This window comes from Sulfurimonas gotlandica GD1, from assembly GCF_000242915.1.
Taxonomy (GTDB): Bacteria; Campylobacterota; Campylobacteria; order Campylobacterales; family Sulfurimonadaceae; genus Sulfurimonas; species Sulfurimonas gotlandica.
The window spans coordinates 2,057,848-2,074,941 of sequence record NZ_AFRZ01000001.1 but is presented as its reverse complement, the minus strand read 5'-3'; the positions used below and the strand labels follow the sequence as shown (position 1 = coordinate 2,074,941).

The 17,094-nt window shown below is 31.6% G+C and carries 11 protein-coding genes; 3 read left to right on the top strand and 8 right to left on the bottom strand.

Annotation, left to right across the window (positions count from 1 at the left end; translation table 11 throughout):
- Nucleotide 1: 1 nt before the first annotated feature.
- The 3 genes from SMGD1_RS10185 to SMGD1_RS10175 are packed head-to-tail and all read left to right on the top strand — an operon-like array spanning nucleotide 2 to nucleotide 5,874.
- Nucleotides 2-3,481 carry a hypothetical protein gene (locus SMGD1_RS10185; RefSeq protein ID WP_008341285.1) on the top strand — a complete coding sequence of 1,160 codons (3,480 nt, stop codon included), beginning with the start codon at nucleotides 2-4 and terminating at the stop codon, nucleotides 3,479-3,481.
- Entirely contained in the window at nucleotides 3,474-4,121 is a 648-nt protein-coding gene (locus SMGD1_RS10180) for an AAA family ATPase (RefSeq protein WP_008336426.1), read from the top strand. The genes SMGD1_RS10185 and SMGD1_RS10180 overlap by 8 nt, the downstream gene beginning before the upstream one ends.
- Nucleotide 4,122: 1 nt before the next feature.
- Nucleotides 4,123-5,874, top strand: a complete 1,752-nt coding sequence (locus SMGD1_RS10175; protein WP_008336288.1) for a Card1-like endonuclease domain-containing protein — start codon at nucleotides 4,123-4,125, stop codon at nucleotides 5,872-5,874.
- 83 nt (nucleotides 5,875-5,957) lie between these two features.
- Here the strand turns inward: SMGD1_RS10175 and SMGD1_RS10170 are convergent, their stop codons facing one another.
- The 8 genes from SMGD1_RS10170 to SMGD1_RS10135 all read right to left on the bottom strand — a co-directional run bounded on the left by SMGD1_RS10170 (nucleotide 5,958) and on the right by SMGD1_RS10135 (nucleotide 16,536).
- Nucleotides 5,958-7,460 (bottom strand): ATP-dependent DNA helicase, encoded by a 1,503-nt coding sequence (locus SMGD1_RS10170; protein WP_008336881.1) that lies wholly within the window; start codon nucleotides 7,458-7,460, stop codon nucleotides 5,958-5,960.
- A 327-nt stretch (nucleotides 7,461-7,787) separates the two neighbouring features.
- Complete coding sequence (locus SMGD1_RS10165; protein WP_039919947.1) at nucleotides 7,788-8,042, bottom strand: hypothetical protein; 255 nt, start codon at nucleotides 8,040-8,042, stop codon at nucleotides 7,788-7,790.
- Nucleotides 8,043-8,510: 468 nt separating this feature from the next.
- Nucleotides 8,511-8,801: a hypothetical protein gene (locus SMGD1_RS10160; protein ID WP_241761470.1), complete on the bottom strand. Its 291-nt coding sequence runs from the start codon at nucleotides 8,799-8,801 to the stop codon at nucleotides 8,511-8,513.
- Between the two features lie 199 nt (nucleotides 8,802-9,000).
- Nucleotides 9,001-9,204: a hypothetical protein gene (locus tag SMGD1_RS10155; RefSeq protein ID WP_008335620.1), complete on the bottom strand. Its 204-nt coding sequence runs from the start codon at nucleotides 9,202-9,204 to the stop codon at nucleotides 9,001-9,003.
- An 89-nt stretch (nucleotides 9,205-9,293) separates the two neighbouring features.
- Complete coding sequence (locus SMGD1_RS10150; RefSeq protein ID WP_008336421.1) at nucleotides 9,294-11,531, bottom strand: AAA family ATPase; 2,238 nt, start codon at nucleotides 11,529-11,531, stop codon at nucleotides 9,294-9,296.
- A 39-nt stretch (nucleotides 11,532-11,570) separates the two neighbouring features.
- Nucleotides 11,571-13,961 carry an EcoAI/FtnUII family type I restriction enzme subunit R gene (gene hsdR, locus SMGD1_RS10145; RefSeq protein ID WP_008336664.1) on the bottom strand — a complete coding sequence of 797 codons (2,391 nt, stop codon included), beginning with the start codon at nucleotides 13,959-13,961 and terminating at the stop codon, nucleotides 11,571-11,573.
- Complete coding sequence (locus SMGD1_RS10140; RefSeq protein ID WP_008341277.1) at nucleotides 13,961-15,085, bottom strand: restriction endonuclease subunit S; 1,125 nt, start codon at nucleotides 15,083-15,085, stop codon at nucleotides 13,961-13,963. The genes hsdR and SMGD1_RS10140 overlap by 1 nt, the downstream gene beginning before the upstream one ends.
- Nucleotides 15,082-16,536: a class I SAM-dependent DNA methyltransferase gene (locus SMGD1_RS10135; protein WP_008336566.1), complete on the bottom strand. Its 1,455-nt coding sequence runs from the start codon at nucleotides 16,534-16,536 to the stop codon at nucleotides 15,082-15,084. Before SMGD1_RS10135 ends, SMGD1_RS10140 begins: the two co-directional genes overlap by 4 nt.
- Nucleotides 16,537-17,094: the final 558 nt, after the last annotated feature.

Here is a 17,094-nt window from a genome sequence, read left to right as displayed (position 1 = left end):
TATGGAGCTTTTAAATCTTTATAAGGAAGAGAATAAAGAGATTCTGTATTCTCTAAGTTGGCTCAATAAAAATTCTACCTTTGATAAAAGTATAGGAAATTTCACTCAAATAGATCTATTTACTTTTTTAGAAAATATAAGTCAATTTGATTATAAAAAAGATACTTTTTATGATGATATATATTATATTTTAGAATATACTCAAGATACAATTTTATATTTAATAAGAAATATAAATAAAGAGATAAAAAGAGAGCACAAGATACTACCTGTATCTCAAGCCAAAGAATTTGATCGAGAAAGTATTTTATGGCTTAGTCGTCAAAATGGACGAACAATTAAAGAAAAACTCAAAAACAATAAAATAAAGACTGTTAAAAGATATGACAATGTAGACACTTATGAAAATAGAATATTTAAAATCTTACTGAAAAAACTTATTTTAGTATATGATGAGAGGGATGATCTACAAGAATTTACTCATTTATTTATTAAGATTAGGAAATGGCTAAAAAGTGATGATGCTAAAAGTATAGATGAGTATAAGAGAGTTGTTTACAATAATATCTTACTACATCATCAACATTATAGTAAGATATTTAAGAGTTATAAGTGGTTAAATAGTTTAAATGAAAAAATTGATAAATTATTGAAAATGTATCCGAAACAAACATACTTAATCATTATAATGGATATGTTGGCAAAATTACAATATAAATCAAATACATTAGTTAAACCATCAAAGATAGAAATAGACACTCACTCATTTGGAATAAAATGTGATTTTAATAATGCTTTATTAAATAAAGTAAAGCTGTTGAATATTAAAATATCTAATACTGATATCTCTAAATTTAAAGACATTGATAATATAAATAAAACTCTTATTGAAGATCAATTAGAAATATCTCTTAATCAGAATCGAATTTTTGGTATTAATCCAATAGTATCAGATAATGTATATTTAGATTTATTTAGACTATCCCCTATCTGTAAAATTAATGATGACATAATTAATTTTCCAATACTAATAAAACAAAAAATAGATACGCAAATAATAAATGCAAATAATACTAAAGTTATTGATTTAAATCGAGAAATTTTTACTTTACCAGAAATATTAAAAACTTATGATACTGATATTCTTAAATATTTTTTAGAAGATTTTACAAAATATTTTAAATCTTCCAAAGTCAACTATATCATTCCAGACTATGTAAATATTTTCGAGTTTTCTCAAGTTAAAAAAACTATTAATAGCTATTTTAAAAACAATAGAGTTGTTCCTAAAAGTATATTAGCTGGATTAGAATATCTTTTTGAAAGTGATTGTAATGAGGGGGATACATTAATATATATACAAAAAGATCATAACAACACTATTTTTGTTACTCCACTTTTAATAAGATATGATGAAACCTTAAAGTCAATAACAAATTGTTTATATATTGAAAAACACCCAACAAAAAGATTAACGGAGTCTACAGATATTTTGGATGCTGTAAGTGAAATTTTCCCTAGAGAAACTTCTAAAAAGCTTTTAAATAAATTTTTACAAAATGGTATTAAGATACTAAAAAAAGAAAATATTGTTTTTCAAAATAATGACGACATCCTGACTCTTGAAAAGTTAAAAATACCAAATACAAGACTTGATGAAACGTCATTAGGTAAAATAAAGAAAATGTATACAAGTAATAAACTATTTCAGAAAGATACAACTTATTTAGATGATGATAATATAGAAAATTTAAATAATTTTGATAAATTATTGCGGTATGAAAAAGATGGATTTACTTTATGGAGAGAACATCTACCAAAACTAGCTATGCAAATAGTTAAGCATGGATATTTTGACGAATTCGTATTGGTAGATGATAACAGTGAAGTAATAAATGGAAATATTGAAATTTCTAACCATTTCATAATTCCTGCAAATACTAGTAAACTATCATTTCCTTTAATCTCTGATGAAGAAAATATAAATTTTGAAGCCTATATAACTTCCAATGATTTACCTTTAACAGATAATTTAGTATGTGAATTGAAGTTAACATATAGCTATGAAGCTGAAACTCCTTATAAATTAATATTTTGTGCTCTAGACAATTCTATTCAACCATTAAAAGTGAACTGGAAAGAGATACAGTATAAGGATTGTCAACATTTACCGACACCGGAATATCCACCCAAAAGAAAATGGGAAGACTTTTTAAGAGATCCAAAAAGAGATGGAAGTGGATATTCAAACTTATTAGAATGGATACTGGAAAGACTAGATTTATTACAAATTAATAAAGTACCTCAGTTTATCATAGATAGAGATATTAATGAAGCAATTGCAAGTGTAAACTCAAAAGAAACTGGGTATTTTGAGTGGGGAGCTTATGATAAGAATAGAAACTACTATTGTAGAGTAAATGTTAATGGCAATAGCATCTTTTGTCCTGCTAAAAACTTTGTTGAGAATATAGACCCTAGTAATTTATCTGAGGGTGACGAAGTTTTTTTAAATATTAATGAAGGAACACATGGTTTTATAGGCAAGAATATAAGATTCTCAAATTTAGATATAGATATTATTGAGAATGAAATAATCACAAAATTACAGAATGAACTTGCAGAGAAATCAATTTATGATAAAACAGAAAAAATTGTTAAGGCAGTAGGTAGTATACGATATCCTTTATTGACTGTGTGGAATGAGCACTCTTTAGTTGAAAGCAATACTCCAGATGATTTTAGAGAAAAAGTTCATGTTTATATTAAACTATCTTTGAAATTAATGTCTGATAAAGAAGTTTCTGTAAAATTAAAGAATGAACTATTATTCTTTTTATCATCACTTCATCAAGATATGCCTACGGAGATTTCAAATACATTAGTAAAGTTTTCTTCAGATTTAGATAGAAATCAAAAATATTCTTTACATCTTGCTCTTTCTCTTGGTTCATGTCAATTACAATGGCAAAAAGACATTCTTAGTAATGTACTAAATAATGTAAATAATTGTTCTTTATCTAATGTCATTATGAATATTTTAGCTATTGCAAGCTGGAGATCTGAAAACTTTATTTTTATTTTGCTGAAATATGATGCAAATAAAATAATTGAAAGTTTATTGATAACTATGGAGTATAACTTTAATACATTAAAAGTTAATAAAAATAAAAAAACAGTAATGGGAAATTTGGTGAAACAATTTGAACTACTATTAGCATTAATTAGATTGAGAAAAAAAACCAAAGACATATTATGTCCACAAAATTTACTAACCAAAAAGTATGTTAAAGTAATAGATGAAATTACAAAGTTGTATGTAGAAAAAAATATCCCTCTTCATACAAGATTAAAAATAGAATTAGTTAAACAAGAAGATTTTAAAAGTATCCCTGATTTATTACATGCACTAAGAATTTATTTAACAGGTGATACTAATTCTGCGAATAGCATTAAAATAATAGGTATTAGTGATGATTAAAAAAACAGTTATAATAAATAGAGCAGTACCAGGTAGTGGTAAAACAACAATTACTAATTGTATTGTTCTTGAACTTAAAAAAAATGACTTACAAGTTGTGGTACACTCAACAGATGAATATTTTATGCAACAAGGAAAGTATATATTTGATATTAAAAATCTTAAAAAATATCATCAAGAAAATTTTGCTTCGTTCCAAGAAAGTATTGAAAACCAAATAGACGTAATTATTTGTGATAATACAAATATAGCTCCTTGGCAAACAGAAGCATATACTCAACTTGCTAGAGAACATAATTATAAAATATTAATATTAACATTAGATCCTAGAGAACTAGAACAACATGTACAGTCTCAATTAATAACAGATGAAAAGACTGATGCACATGGAGTGGATGAAGAGATCCTATTGAGGATGATAAGAGAATATGAAGTATTTGACGATTTACTAAATACAAAGACAGTAATTGACCCGAATAAGCATATGCATTATGAATGGGATGAAGAAAAAACAAAAAAGATAATAATTGGTACAGCTAAATATTTTGATAGTGACTTAATTATAAGAATATTACCAGATGAATATAAAAATATTCAATCTGTTATAGGCAGTAAAATATTAAAATTAATCAAGGAATAAAATGAAAAAAGTATTAATAACATGGTATGGGATTACAGATTTAAGAGCATCTCTAAGTATAGAATATGGTGATGGTCCAATATTAAGTGCATTAAAAGCAGAAAGTTATACTGATGTACTAATTTTAGGATATACAAATAAAGAAAAGGGAAATATTGAACAAAATATTTTTGAGAATGATTTAGAAAAAGCACAAAGTAATTTTATAAGTAATAAGCAAACTGAACTATGGAATTTTATAAATACTTATTCAAATACAGACTTAGCACATACTAACTTTATTAACTGGGTTAAAAGAGAGCTCAAAGAGAATAAAAAAAACACGGAAGTTAGTTTTCATTCCGTTAAATTGACTCATTTGAATGATACTGAGGGTATTTATGATATTGCTGTTCAAGCATTAGATATAGTAGCATCATGGAATGTTGAAAAAGAAGTCTTTTTTTATTTAAGCCCAGGCACTCCTGTAATGGCTTTTGTTTGGGCTTTTGCGGCATTAAGACAACCAAATTTAAAGAAAAACCTTCTTGTTTCACCAATTGCAAATAAAAAACCTGAAATTGTTTCTCTACCTCAAGAGTGGTTAGATTGGCACAGTAAACAAATAGTTGATTCTGATAAACATATTGAAGAATATGATATTTTATTTCATCTTTTTGGAGAACAAAGAATGCCTAGCTTATTGGGTGTTTTACAATTCCCAAGTCAAAAACATGTATTTATTAATTCTGAACAATATCCAGCTAAAATAATGAAGCAGTTTATTGGTAATTCAAGCTTTGATGAATTGAAAATAAATCCATTTGACCCATCAGATGTAAAAGAAAAAATTCTAACCTATCTTCAAAACACATCTTCTCATCAAAAAATTGGTTTTAATTTAACTGGTGGGACAAAACTTATGTATGCAGGGGCGTTAGCAGCATGTAAAAAGATAAATGCAACACCTTTTTACTTCGATATTATTCACGATAAATTAATTTTTCTAAATGATTTCAAAAATCAAGATATTAAACCTATAACCTCTGTAGAAACTTTTATTACGTTACATAGTAATGATTTATCAATATCCAAAAAAGGATATTGGGATCAAATTCAAAATATTAACTTAGAAGGAAGAGAAGAATTAACTATGTTTCTTTGGGAACACCGATCAAATATAGCAAAACTTTATAGGGATATGATTCCTTATGTAGATGACAGACAAAAATTTTCTATACAAAAGAATACAATTCAAATACAATATACAAAAGATTATGATGTTACTATAAAAATTGGAAATAAAGTCTTTACTTTCTCAAACTGGAGGGATTTTCCCGTATACATTACTGGAGGATGGTTTGAAGAGTATGTATATATCCAATTTAAACCACTACTCGAAAATCAAATCATTTACGACCTTAGAATAGGACTAGAAATCGCCTTTAAAGATAAAGGAAATCAGAATAATTCATTTGGTTTAAGCAAACTAAAGAATATTATTGGAGATACTTATCAAGAGCTTGATATCATTTTTACAGATGGGAAAAAATTATATATTGTAGAGTGTAAAGCAGGTAACATAAAAAGTGATCATATAATGAAACTGCAAAACATTACTAGATATTTTGGTGGTTTAAAAGGTGAAGGAATTTTAGCTTCTTGTTTTCCCCCTAATAGTCAAGTAGTTAAGAAGAAAATAGCTGATTCAAACAATATTACACTCCTTACAGGCAGAAATTTCAATATGGATATGAATAGTATTTTTACTTAATTTTATAAACGAACCTAAGGAGCATGCTCTTATGAGTTATTATATTCTTAGTATTTAAGATCATTTTTTCTTGAAAAAGAAGATTATAAATCTAAATCTTTTAAAATAATATCAATATCATGCAACTGTTTTAAGGTATTCATAGTTTCACTATTCTGATTATTGATTATAACTTTCTCATCCGATGTTCTATCAAAAGCACTCATGAAAATTTTAATATCTTTACTTGCTCTTGTAATGGCTACATATAACAGTCTATACTTTTCTTCATCACTCATATAGTGATTATGGACTAATGAAAATATATCGATGTAGGATACGTCGTATGTGCTTCCCTGAAGTTTGTGTATAGTCGAAGCATGAATGTATTGTACATTGGCAAACATATTTCTTGTTTCATAGTAAAGTTTCCATAGTTTTTTATTGTCAGGAAATTTTGCTTGTTTTGCTTTTGTTGCAAGCGATTGTAGTTTTTGATTAAATACTGCTTCACTATCTGGATTAACAACTCTAAATACTTGTTGTTCTAAAGCATAGATAGATTTACACTCCCAATACTCAATATGTAATGAGTCATGATATTTCACTTCAGTACTTCCTAATTGCAACTCTTGCCCATTATGATATATGGTAATGTCGCCCACTGTATAAGCATCTTTAAACCTAATCATATCTCCTGCAAGAAGTGTCGAAGGCGTAGTATTGCCTTTTTGTTCCCAAAATTTATTTCTAATAATTTTGTTAAAAGCGTCAACGTCTTTGTTCTTGTAAGTTGCTAGGATTTTATTCTCTTTATACCACTCCTCTTCTTTGTAAAAATCTTCCAAGAATGCTTCTTTATTGTGAAAAAATGTAATTTCATCTTCCATATTTTCTTGAAAAAACTGCTGTAAACTTATGAAATCTTGATTTTTGATTCTTTCTCTTAATTTAGTAGCTACTCTGATAATATAGCTATTTTCAGCTTGCCTAACAACTTCTGAGAGGAAAAATCTATTTGGCAAGTCATATATCTCATTTTTACTGTTCTCAATAGGAAGTAGCTGATACGGATCGCCAATAAATAAAACAACATTTACTCTTTTATCTTCAATCGCTTCTAAAATATACTCATAAAGTGTGTTTCCAATCATAGAGCTTTCATCAACTATCAATATAGAAGTTCTATCTTTTCTTTTGTTAGTTTTATCTACAACAAATTTCTCTTCTCCCGTTGTATAATCTATAAATGGTTTAATACCAAGGAAGGAGTGTATTGTTTTGCAACTTGATTGGATATTGTTTTCACGAAGTAGTTTTGATAAAACACCTACTGCCTTATGTGTTGGGGCTGTGATTGTAAAGTCAAAATCAGAACTCATTGGATATTCTGATTCTTTGCGTTTTTCCACTAGATACTTAGCTATCTGAGTTGTTAAGAATGTTTTACCAGTTCCAGCAGGACCAGTAAGAGACAATAAATAATCTTCAATATTCGTACTCTTTAGAATAGAACTTACTTTCGTATCAAGTTGAGAAACTATTTGGGTAAAAACCTCTTCTTGATGTAATGATAATTTGTATGTCTCTTTATTTAATATTTTCATGGTATTAGTATATTTTATCTTATAGACATATTTTGTCTATCAAACACTGAAATAGAAATAATGAATCACTTATAGAAGTTCATTATAATATGATAAGCTTATTTAAATTAGCACTTTTATTGCGCTTGCTATATCTCCTAAATATTTTCCATTTTTTACAGCTGCTCTCACAATATTTACAATTTCTTGATCTATTTCAACTTCCATTTTTTTGATTGCTTCAGCCGCTTTTTGTTGTTCTTGACATAATTTTTCTTCAGCTGGAATGTCCCCTTATAACTAGACATTTACTAAAATAGTAGGTTTTGGAACTTTTTTGAAAAATACTTATTTATTTTCCTTTATATTGTCCCAATACTTTCTAAGTTTTTCAGTGTAATAAATGGCAGCATCTTTTCTAGACATTCTTCGAGGGATTTTCATATAAGCTGGTTTTGATACCCAGTTTCCATTTACAAGTTTCATATCATACTTAACACGGTAATAATATTCTCCATAAGTCATAATATCAAAACCCTCTATTTCAGTATTTTGAATTATATCACAACCTAGAATACGAATCTTTTGTGATTTTCGATTCAAAGTAAAATTTTTACGTTTATTCTCTTGATATGTAAGTTTTGGAGCAAAAAAGTTGTTGTTCCAAAATTCAGGTCTTTGTGGAACAAGATTTATAACAGCTTTACTTGTTCCAAATATAAGAGTTGTAGAAACATTCCCCCATCATACTTCGCTACATGAAGCTAAAAAGTAAGGCAAATAAGGTTTTCTGCTGTTGAGGGTATACACTAATTCCTTGTTACAGCATTTTTAACCCTTACATACATAAGTGATTAGGAAGCTGTATCGAAAGAGCTATAATGAGCTTTGTGTTGAGTTATAAGGCTTATGATTAGTAAAGATTTGGTGCAATTATACATATAACTAATACTATAAAAATGATTTTGTTCATGAATTTATTTCCTTATATTTATCAATGGTAAATGCTAAAAATTTAGCACAAGAATATCCTTGACTAATTTCTAAAAAATTATAAATATTTGGGAGTGATTATGGTCTAGTTGTATTAAGTTTGTAGTAGGTTGTTTGTCTAAGTAGATTTAGTTCAATGAAGTGTGTATTTTGAAGATGTGAAGATGTTTCTGTACTAAGTTCTTTTATAATTATTGATTTTAAGCCTTTTAGGTATTTGATTGTTTGAATATATAATTCTCGTATATATTTTTCATTATTATCTGGGTTGATACCTTCATGAACACCAAGACACTCATTTATGCTTTTCGTCATTGCTTCGAGAACCAATTCAGTCCATGAAACATCTCGATGAATTACTGTTATCATTTTTAACTCCTATAGAATTCAAAGGATTTTTATTCACTTTGTTAGCTACATAACTTTGTATCATACTATGATTATTATCAGCCGGAGGCTTACATTCACAATGGTATAGCTGCTTAGATTCTGTTAGAACCGTTTGTTTCTAAGGTGTTTAGAGTGTTTTAGGAGTTCTTTGAGAATGGTTTCGGCAGCTTATCGGCAGCTATCTTGAAAAGTTGTTCCCAAATTCCTTCGGGTTTATGAGAATTTGAAACTCAGTGAATTTTTGACGTTCAGCTTTGAATTGGGTCGATACACTTTCACGAAGTTGCTCATCAAATGCTTCCTCTTTGGCTTTGAACTCAGCCATCGCTTTTTCATACTGCCTTTTTTGCTCAGTTATTTTAGTCTCGAACTTTCGCTTCATTTCATCCTCTAGCTGATGATAGAGGATTTCGTTGACATCGATAGCGGTGCCACAGTTTGGACATAGATGGGGGTTTTACTTGACATGGTTCAATCTCTTCTTTCCATTAATTTAATTTGACCAGAGAATTTTGCAGAAATTATTTCAATAACTTTTTGACAACCATTTATAAGCATTTCAGGTGTGTAAGCCGAATTGCTTCTATAGCTACCGTGTGAATTGTCATGTATTAATGAGTACAAATATGCATTTTCAAAAATACCTACTGATTCACAATAGATTTTAAAATCTTTATCAGGCATTTCAAATTTATTAATAGTTTCAAGAATATTTCTTATTGAATTTGGAGTCGTGTGGGTGGGTTCTACTTTTCCTAATGCTACATCATAAACATCTCTAAGATGCTCTTCATAGGGCATAATTAATTCATCTTTTAGTTTTTTAATTTGCTTTGCTTCTATGATGTATTTAGCATTATTTTCAATAATATTATTTCTGATCAATATACTCATAAACTCAAGATTGTGCGTCAAGATTAAAAATCTAACTCGTTCAACTGAAAAAACCTCATTTAGGTACCGGACTCGTTGAGCGATAGAGTATACATAATGAAAATCCATACTGGATATTGGATCATCAATGATAAAGAAAAGTTTTTTATAATCATCTTGAGTTGACACTTTATTGTGTGTATCAGCTAAGAAATAGCAAAAGGAGACAATGCTTTTCTCGCCATCACTTAGAACGTCCGATGCATTTTCTATGAGATTGTATGTTTTAAATTTTAAGCAAAAACTATCTTTATCAAATTCATATTTTCCAGAAAAAAATGTATCAAGATTTTCTTTGAATGCTTCTGCAACTTTATCTTTTTTACTTTCTTTAGCCCGAAGCTCTTTTCCGAGTATATCGTGCTTTAAAATATTTATCTCTTCTTGTTGTTGCTTTAAAACTTCTATAGCTACCTTTTCACTATGAAGAACATGCAAGTACTTAGCAATACATAGTCTTTTTTTAATAGCTAATTTTTCTTTACTTAGGTTGTTTTTTTGAGTATTTATAGCTTGAATTAAGTTGTCATTATCTTCTGAAATCTTCGTATTTTGGTCTATAAACGAAATGATCCTTTCAACTTCTATATCACACTGATATTTTTGATCTATGGTCTGCTTCTTGGTAGACAATAGTATTTGGATTTTTTCAATCTCTTCAATTATTTCCTTTGAGTCTTCAAGATGGATAAGTGATTTTTCTGCGAAAGAGGGAAGATACTGCTTAAGCCTTTCAAAATCAGCTAATACTTTGAAAGAGTTTTTTTGTTTATTAGAAAATAGTTCAAAGAGCTTAGCTATAGCTAGAATCAACGAGTCAATCTTTGATATGATTTTTGCTTCTTGATCATCTAAATATAACGTATATTGGTCAATAACACTCAATGCTTTTTCATCAAAAGGTGTTTCACAAAATGGGCACGTAGCTCCATTAACATGCTTCAAGCCTTCTTCGACAAAAAGTTGTTTATTTTTTATCTTCGATTTAAATTCTTCAGCAAAATGACTTTTTGAATATTCTTCATCCAATATTGATTGTATATCTTCCAAAAAGTCTATGTCAATACTACTTGAAAAGCGTAGCAACTGAATATCTTGATAATCATCTGGAAGTGTATTTAATTTTGTATTTTCTTTTTTTAATTCCTCGAATGTTTTCTCTTCACTGTAATCAAAGGTTAGAAGATTATAAATATTTTTAAAAGTGAAGTTTTGAAACTCACTCGTATTGGATCGGATACCAAATTCAGGCTTTGTTAGTTCCTTACAATGAACATCGATTCTTTGTATAGCTTGTTCTTTTCCGAGTTCAAACGCTGCTTCTTTAATAAGAAGTTCATTCTTTTCTTTGGTTAAGTCAATAACTTCTTTTCCTAGTATATATCCTTCTATTTCACCACTTGGCTTATAACGTAATGCTTCAATATTATCTCTAACATAATCACTATTAAATGTGTGAAATATATATCCTGTCTCATTATTGCAAATTGCGCTAGCCCCTCTATTTAAATCAATAGTGAGCTTGCGGGTATCTATTCCATCATTTATAATATATTCAAAATGACTCTTATTTTCTCCAAAAGAAATTAGTTTGTCCGTGTATTCAATTCGCATATCTTCTAAAATGCGAAAAATTCTACTTAAAAAAGTTTTGCCGCTTCCATTGTTTGCATATATAGCAGTTTTAAGTGAACTAGATATTCCTTCAAAATGTAAACTTGAATGCGGACCGATTTTTTGAATATCCATCACTTGTTTAATTTCAGTTTTTGCCATTAAAGAGGTATCCTCATCTTCTCTTCAATACCCATCATTCTACGCCACCCGCTGCTGATACAAATATTGTTGAAACTCTATAAACATCGAGCTAATACTAGCTACGTCACCTAATATATCTTTTGCATCTTCCAATGACTGATATTTATTAATCAGCAGTATTGGCAATTTATCTTGGTCAAGCTCTTCGACACCTGTCTCAACATACTTACTCAATACAAAATCAATAAACTCTCTTTGTTTTTCATTCAACAATGCGAAGATGGTTGCATGAGATGCTGCAACTCTAGCTTCTCTCGTCATTGGTTTAATATCGCTGTCAAATACGTATTCCAATACATCAAACAAATCACTTTTTTCAGCATCAATGAGCTTTTGTAATGTAGTCAGTTTTTCTTTGCCAAACCCTGCAGCATCCAGTTTTTCTAGTAATGTTCTCCGAGTTAATGGATTGCTCCAAATAGTTCGCAGCTCTTCTTCGCTTTTGAAGAAATCAGGAAGTGAACCAAAGAGATTTGACAAAAACTCTTCAACCGAAATTGGTTTCCCATCAGCACTCCAAAATGACGTTGACATCATGTGCTGAATTTCACGCTCTTTACCATCACACAATTTGATTTTGACTTTTTTCTTACACACGCATAGAGCTTCTCCACAAACCGAACAAGGTTCAGGTGGTTCTTTCTCACATATACAAGGTGTCTGTCCGCATATGTTACATGGTGCAGGAGGTGTTTTTACGCACACACAAGGGTCTTCTCCACATTTCGAACATAGCTCTGGCTCTATTGGTTCTCCATCCCACTCAGGGTCTGCAAAATGATGATAGGCGTCTACGAAGTCATATATAGTGAAAAACTCTTTTCCATCAAATAATCGTGTACCACGTCCGACGATTTGTTTAAACTCAATCATCGAATTGACTGGACGCATCAAAACGATATTACGAATGTTTCTAGCATCAACTCCAGTAGAGAGTTTTTGCGAAGTGGTCAATATCGTTGGAATGAACTTTTCATTATCTTGAAACTCACGCAGAAACTGTTCTCCAGTCTCTCCATCGTTTGCAGTAACACGGACACAGTAATTCGGCTCTTTACTTTTTTTATCCTGATTAACCAAATCCCGAACAGCTGCTGCATGGTCTTGCGTAGCACAGAAGATAATTGCCTTCTCATTTTGATTGGCATCATCCATGTAAATCTTAACACGCTTGGCTTCTCTGGCTTTAATCTCAATGATTTTATTGAAATCAGCTTCGGTATAAAGCTTGCCTTCTTCTATCTCACCTTCGATGATCTGGTCATCACTGGTAAAGATGTAATCATCAAGTGTAGTCTTAATGCGCTTCACTTTAAACGGTGTCAGAAAGCCATCATTAATGCCCTCCTTGAGTGAATAGACATAAACTGGCTCACCGAAGTATCTGTAGGTATCAACGTTATCTTGACGCTTTGGTGTTGCGGTAAGCCCTAGCTGAACAGCTGGAGAGAAATATTCCAAAATACCTCTCCAGTTCCCCTCATCATTGGCTCCACCACGGTGACACTCATCAATGATGATAAAATCAAAATAATCGGGTTGATACGCCCCGAAATACGGAGCTGAATTGCCATCACTATCTCGACCACTCATAAACGTTTGAAAGATGGTGAAAAAGATACTGCCATTGGTTGGCACGTTTCCATTGGCTCTAATTTCTTTTGGATTGATACGAACCAGTGCATCTTCGGCAAATGCTGAAAACGCATTGAACGCTTGATCTGCTAATATGTTTCTATCCGCAAGAAATAATATCCTAGGGCGTCTGCTTCCATCACGCTTGAGATTCCATCTCGTTTGAAACAACTTCCATGCGATTTGAAACGCGATAAACGTCTTACCCGTTCCCGTAGCCAGCGTGAGCAATATTCGCTCTTTATTATTGGCTACCGCTTCGAGTGCATTGTTTACGGCTAACTCTTGGTAATATCGAGCACCCTTGCTTCCACCAACATCTTGAAACGGAACATTGCTAAACTTTTCTCGCCACTCGTTTTGTACTGCGAAGGTTTTGTTCCATAATTCATCAGGAGAAAGATACTGTTTGACAACTCCCTCTGCGCCCGTTTTCATACAGATACTGTATATCTCTTTGCCGTTGGTTGAATAGGTCGTTTCTAGGCTCAGCTTTTGCGCATATAGCTTAGCTTGCATCACACCTTCACCAACACCGAGATCATTACTCTTGGCTTCGACAACAGCGAGCTTAATCCCTTTATAGACGAGTACATAATCAGCGGTCAGCTTTTTAGCTCTAATTCCACCCGTCTGAATCTTTCCAGCGGTGATATTGTATTCACGCAAGATACGAGAGCCTTCAACCACTCCCCAGCCACAAGCTTTTAACTGTGGGTCTATCAGTTCTGCTCTCGTTTCCGCTTCGTTCATCACAACTCTCCGTTAAAAGCTTTCTGTAAAATTGACTTTTTGAGTTCTTCTAAGTCTTCTATATTCTTTTGATAAATGGTTTCTAGGCGTTTGGTTTCAGCAGAGAGGGCATTAAGTTTTTGGACTATTTGTTCTTGTTCTGAAAGTGGAGGAAGATAAAACCTATAAGAAAAAAGATGTTCTCGATTCACTTTAGGCATACCAGCACGCTGAGAACCAAGAATGGCATATTCTGTAAAATTTTTGCTCAAAAGTAAATGATATAAAAAGTCCTTTTGCATTTTATTATCAAATGGCCATAAAGGATAAATATCGGCACTGCAAAGGCCTTTAAAATTACAGTTCACTACTTTCATAAGATATGGACGAATTTTACTATAAAGAATCATGGACTCATCAAATAAAAATTTACCTGAAATAAGATTTTCTTCTTTTGCAGTTTTTAGGTCAATTAAAGTACCTTTTTGGGATTCAATATTTCCTGCTCCAACATGCACTAGGTTTTGAAATTCAGATTTTTTAGGGTCAATTAGCTTTGAAGTAATTTTACAAACATCCTCTAATGTTTTTTCCTCCCAACCATCACCTTTATTTTCAAACACCGATTGCAGATAACTCTCAAAAAGTTCTTTTGCATTTTTGAGGTTTTGTTCGGCATTGGTTTTTGCTTTTGCTATAGCTTCAAAGGCTTCATCTAAAATGGCGACGATGCGCTGCTGTTCTGGAAAGGATTGCGGAAATGAAATCAAAATAGGCGATAATGATTGTCTTGTAATTTGAGGTTGTGCCGCACCTGTAATTGTTTTAGAAATATCTATCCCTCCACGAAATAAATATTCGACAAACTTAATATGCAATGAATCGTCAATTGGACGGACAACCATTGCATTTCCATTTATCCAAGATTGAGGCTCTGAAATATTAACAGAGCCACACGTCGCGCCTCTACATGTAATCAGCAACTGCGGTTCTTCGTGATTATATTTATCGTATTTTCCAATAATTCCATTTGCACCAAAAACAGGATATTGACCATCTTCACACATGTCTTTAGATGAAATTGTTTTTGGTTGATATAACTCACATAACTCACCCAACTTTTTTACTGCCCATCCTTGCTTCATAGCATTTCCAAAATTGAAGCTAATATCTCAGCGCTCTCTTCATCCAAAGCTTTCATCTCTTCAAGTATCTCTTGCGGTTTTCGCAAAGCAGCTTCTTCTTTTTTATTGGGATTTTTGGCACTCAAGTCATAGGTATTTTGGTCAATACTAGCTACATCAACCGACCATGAGTTTTCACCAGTTGCAAATGTTTTTTGTAACTCTACAAATTCAGCCAAATCTTTTTCATTGAGTGGATTGGTTTTTCCTAAATTTCTATCGAGATTGAGCTGGTAAAACCATACATTTCGAGTAGGAACACCCTTCTCAAAAAAGAGAACCACAGTTTTAACACCAGCACCCGTAAACGTACCGCCCGGTAAATCAAGAACGGTATGAAGATTACAGTTTTCAAGTAGAAGCTTTCTCAAGCTCACAGAAGCATTGTCTGTATTGCTCAAAAAAGTGTTTTTGATAACAATACCCGCTTTACCACCAGCCTTTAGTATTTTGACAAAATGTTGAATGAACAGTGAAGCCGTTTCACCCGTTTTGATAGGGAAGTTTTGCTGTACTTCAGCACGTTCTTTTCCACCAAACGGAGGATTGGCCAGGATGACGTCATAGCGGTCTTTGTCTTGGATATCTGCAAGGTTTTCAGCAAGAGTATTGGTATGGATGATATTGGGAGCTTCTACCCCGTGTAAAATCATGTTCATTGTACCGATGATATACGCCAGAGACTTTTTCTCTTTCCCATAAAACGTTTTCTTCTGTAATATTTCTGTATCGGCAGTTGTGAGATTTTTGCTGTGTTTGAGATACTCGAACGCCTCAACCAAGAATCCAGCGGAACCAACAGCACCATCATAAATCTTATCACCGATTTGAGGAGCCACGACTTTGACAATAGTTTTAATGAGAGCACGAGGCGTATAGTATTCACCACCATTACGCCCTGCATTTCCCATGTTTTTTATCTTGTCTTCATAGAGATGGCTCATCTCATGTTTTTCAGCATGAGTGCGGAATCGTAGCTCATCAATACGGTTGATGACTTCACGAAGGTTATAGCCACTCTGTATACGGTTTTTGAGTTCACTGAATATCTCACCAATCTTATACTCGATAGTATCAGCACTTTCAGCATCAGCTTTAAACTTCTTAAGATACGGGAACAGCTTATGGTCAACAAAGTCTTTGAGATCATCCCCAGACAATGCTTTATGATGGTCGAGCTTTCCATCCTTATCTTTTGGAGTAGCCCAAACACTCCACTGATACTCAGGAGCAATAATATCCGTATAGGTTTTACCCGTTAATTCAGCGGCAGTTTTTTTGTCTTTCTCTAAATCATCTAAATACTTGAGGAATAAAACCCACGAAGTCTGCTCTACATAATCAAGTTCGCTCCCACAACCAGCGTCTTTGTGGAGGATATCGTCTATATTTTTAAAAGTTTGTTCAAACATTTTTTATCTTTTTGTTAATATTTTTTCACTAAATCTCGTGACAATAGGTATGATTATATCCTATCAGAGATAAAAAGAAACGATATTAACTCCATGATGAATTAATAGAACTGCAACCTGCGTAAGCTCAACAATAAGATATAGATAATTTGGATGTTAATGACGGTTATGACAAGTCGATTGAAACATAATGTGAATACATGACTGTGGTAGCGCAAACTTCAATTATGCTGAAAATGGATGTAAAATATTCAAGGTTATTTTTACTCTAAGCCTATCCCTGCTGATGAATTTGAAAATATACTTATAAATGGGTTTTAAATATTGATATTTCTGATTAAGTCCCTCAATCTGTACTTTTTGGAGCATGTTCAAAAATTCAACTCTATTTGGAGCAATTCTTTCGTTACTAAAAACTGTTCCAAAAATAAGAGGTTGTTGAATATATCACTGTCTAGCTTATAGGGGACATTCCACTTCTGTTTTTTCAGGCATGCTTTTAGAGCAAAAATGTTAATCAGGTACATTTAGTGTTAATGCCTGTATTTTATTAGGCAC

What these genes read in the sequence shown, in the direction of transcription:
- SMGD1_RS10185 (WP_008341285.1), top strand. Translation starts at nt 2, where the DNA reads ATGGAGCTTTTAAATCTTTATAAGGAAGAGAATAAAGAGATTCTGTAT.
- SMGD1_RS10180 (WP_008336426.1), top strand. Translation starts at nt 3,474, where the DNA reads ATGATTAAAAAAACAGTTATAATAAATAGAGCAGTACCAGGTAGTGGT.
- SMGD1_RS10175 (WP_008336288.1), top strand. Translation starts at nt 4,123, where the DNA reads ATGAAAAAAGTATTAATAACATGGTATGGGATTACAGATTTAAGAGCA.
- SMGD1_RS10170 (WP_008336881.1), bottom strand. Translation starts at nt 7,460, where the DNA reads ATGAAAATATTAAATAAAGAGACATACAAATTATCATTACATCAAGAA.
- SMGD1_RS10160 (WP_241761470.1), bottom strand. Translation starts at nt 8,801, where the DNA reads ATGATAACAGTAATTCATCGAGATGTTTCATGGACTGAATTGGTTCTC.
- SMGD1_RS10155 (WP_008335620.1), bottom strand. Translation starts at nt 9,204, where the DNA reads ATGAAGCGAAAGTTCGAGACTAAAATAACTGAGCAAAAAAGGCAGTAT.
- SMGD1_RS10150 (WP_008336421.1), bottom strand. Translation starts at nt 11,531, where the DNA reads ATGGCAAAAACTGAAATTAAACAAGTGATGGATATTCAAAAAATCGGT.
- hsdR (WP_008336664.1), bottom strand. Translation starts at nt 13,961, where the DNA reads ATGAACGAAGCGGAAACGAGAGCAGAACTGATAGACCCACAGTTAAAA.
- SMGD1_RS10140 (WP_008341277.1), bottom strand. Translation starts at nt 15,085, where the DNA reads ATGAAGCAAGGATGGGCAGTAAAAAAGTTGGGTGAGTTATGTGAGTTA.
- SMGD1_RS10135 (WP_008336566.1), bottom strand. Translation starts at nt 16,536, where the DNA reads ATGTTTGAACAAACTTTTAAAAATATAGACGATATCCTCCACAAAGAC.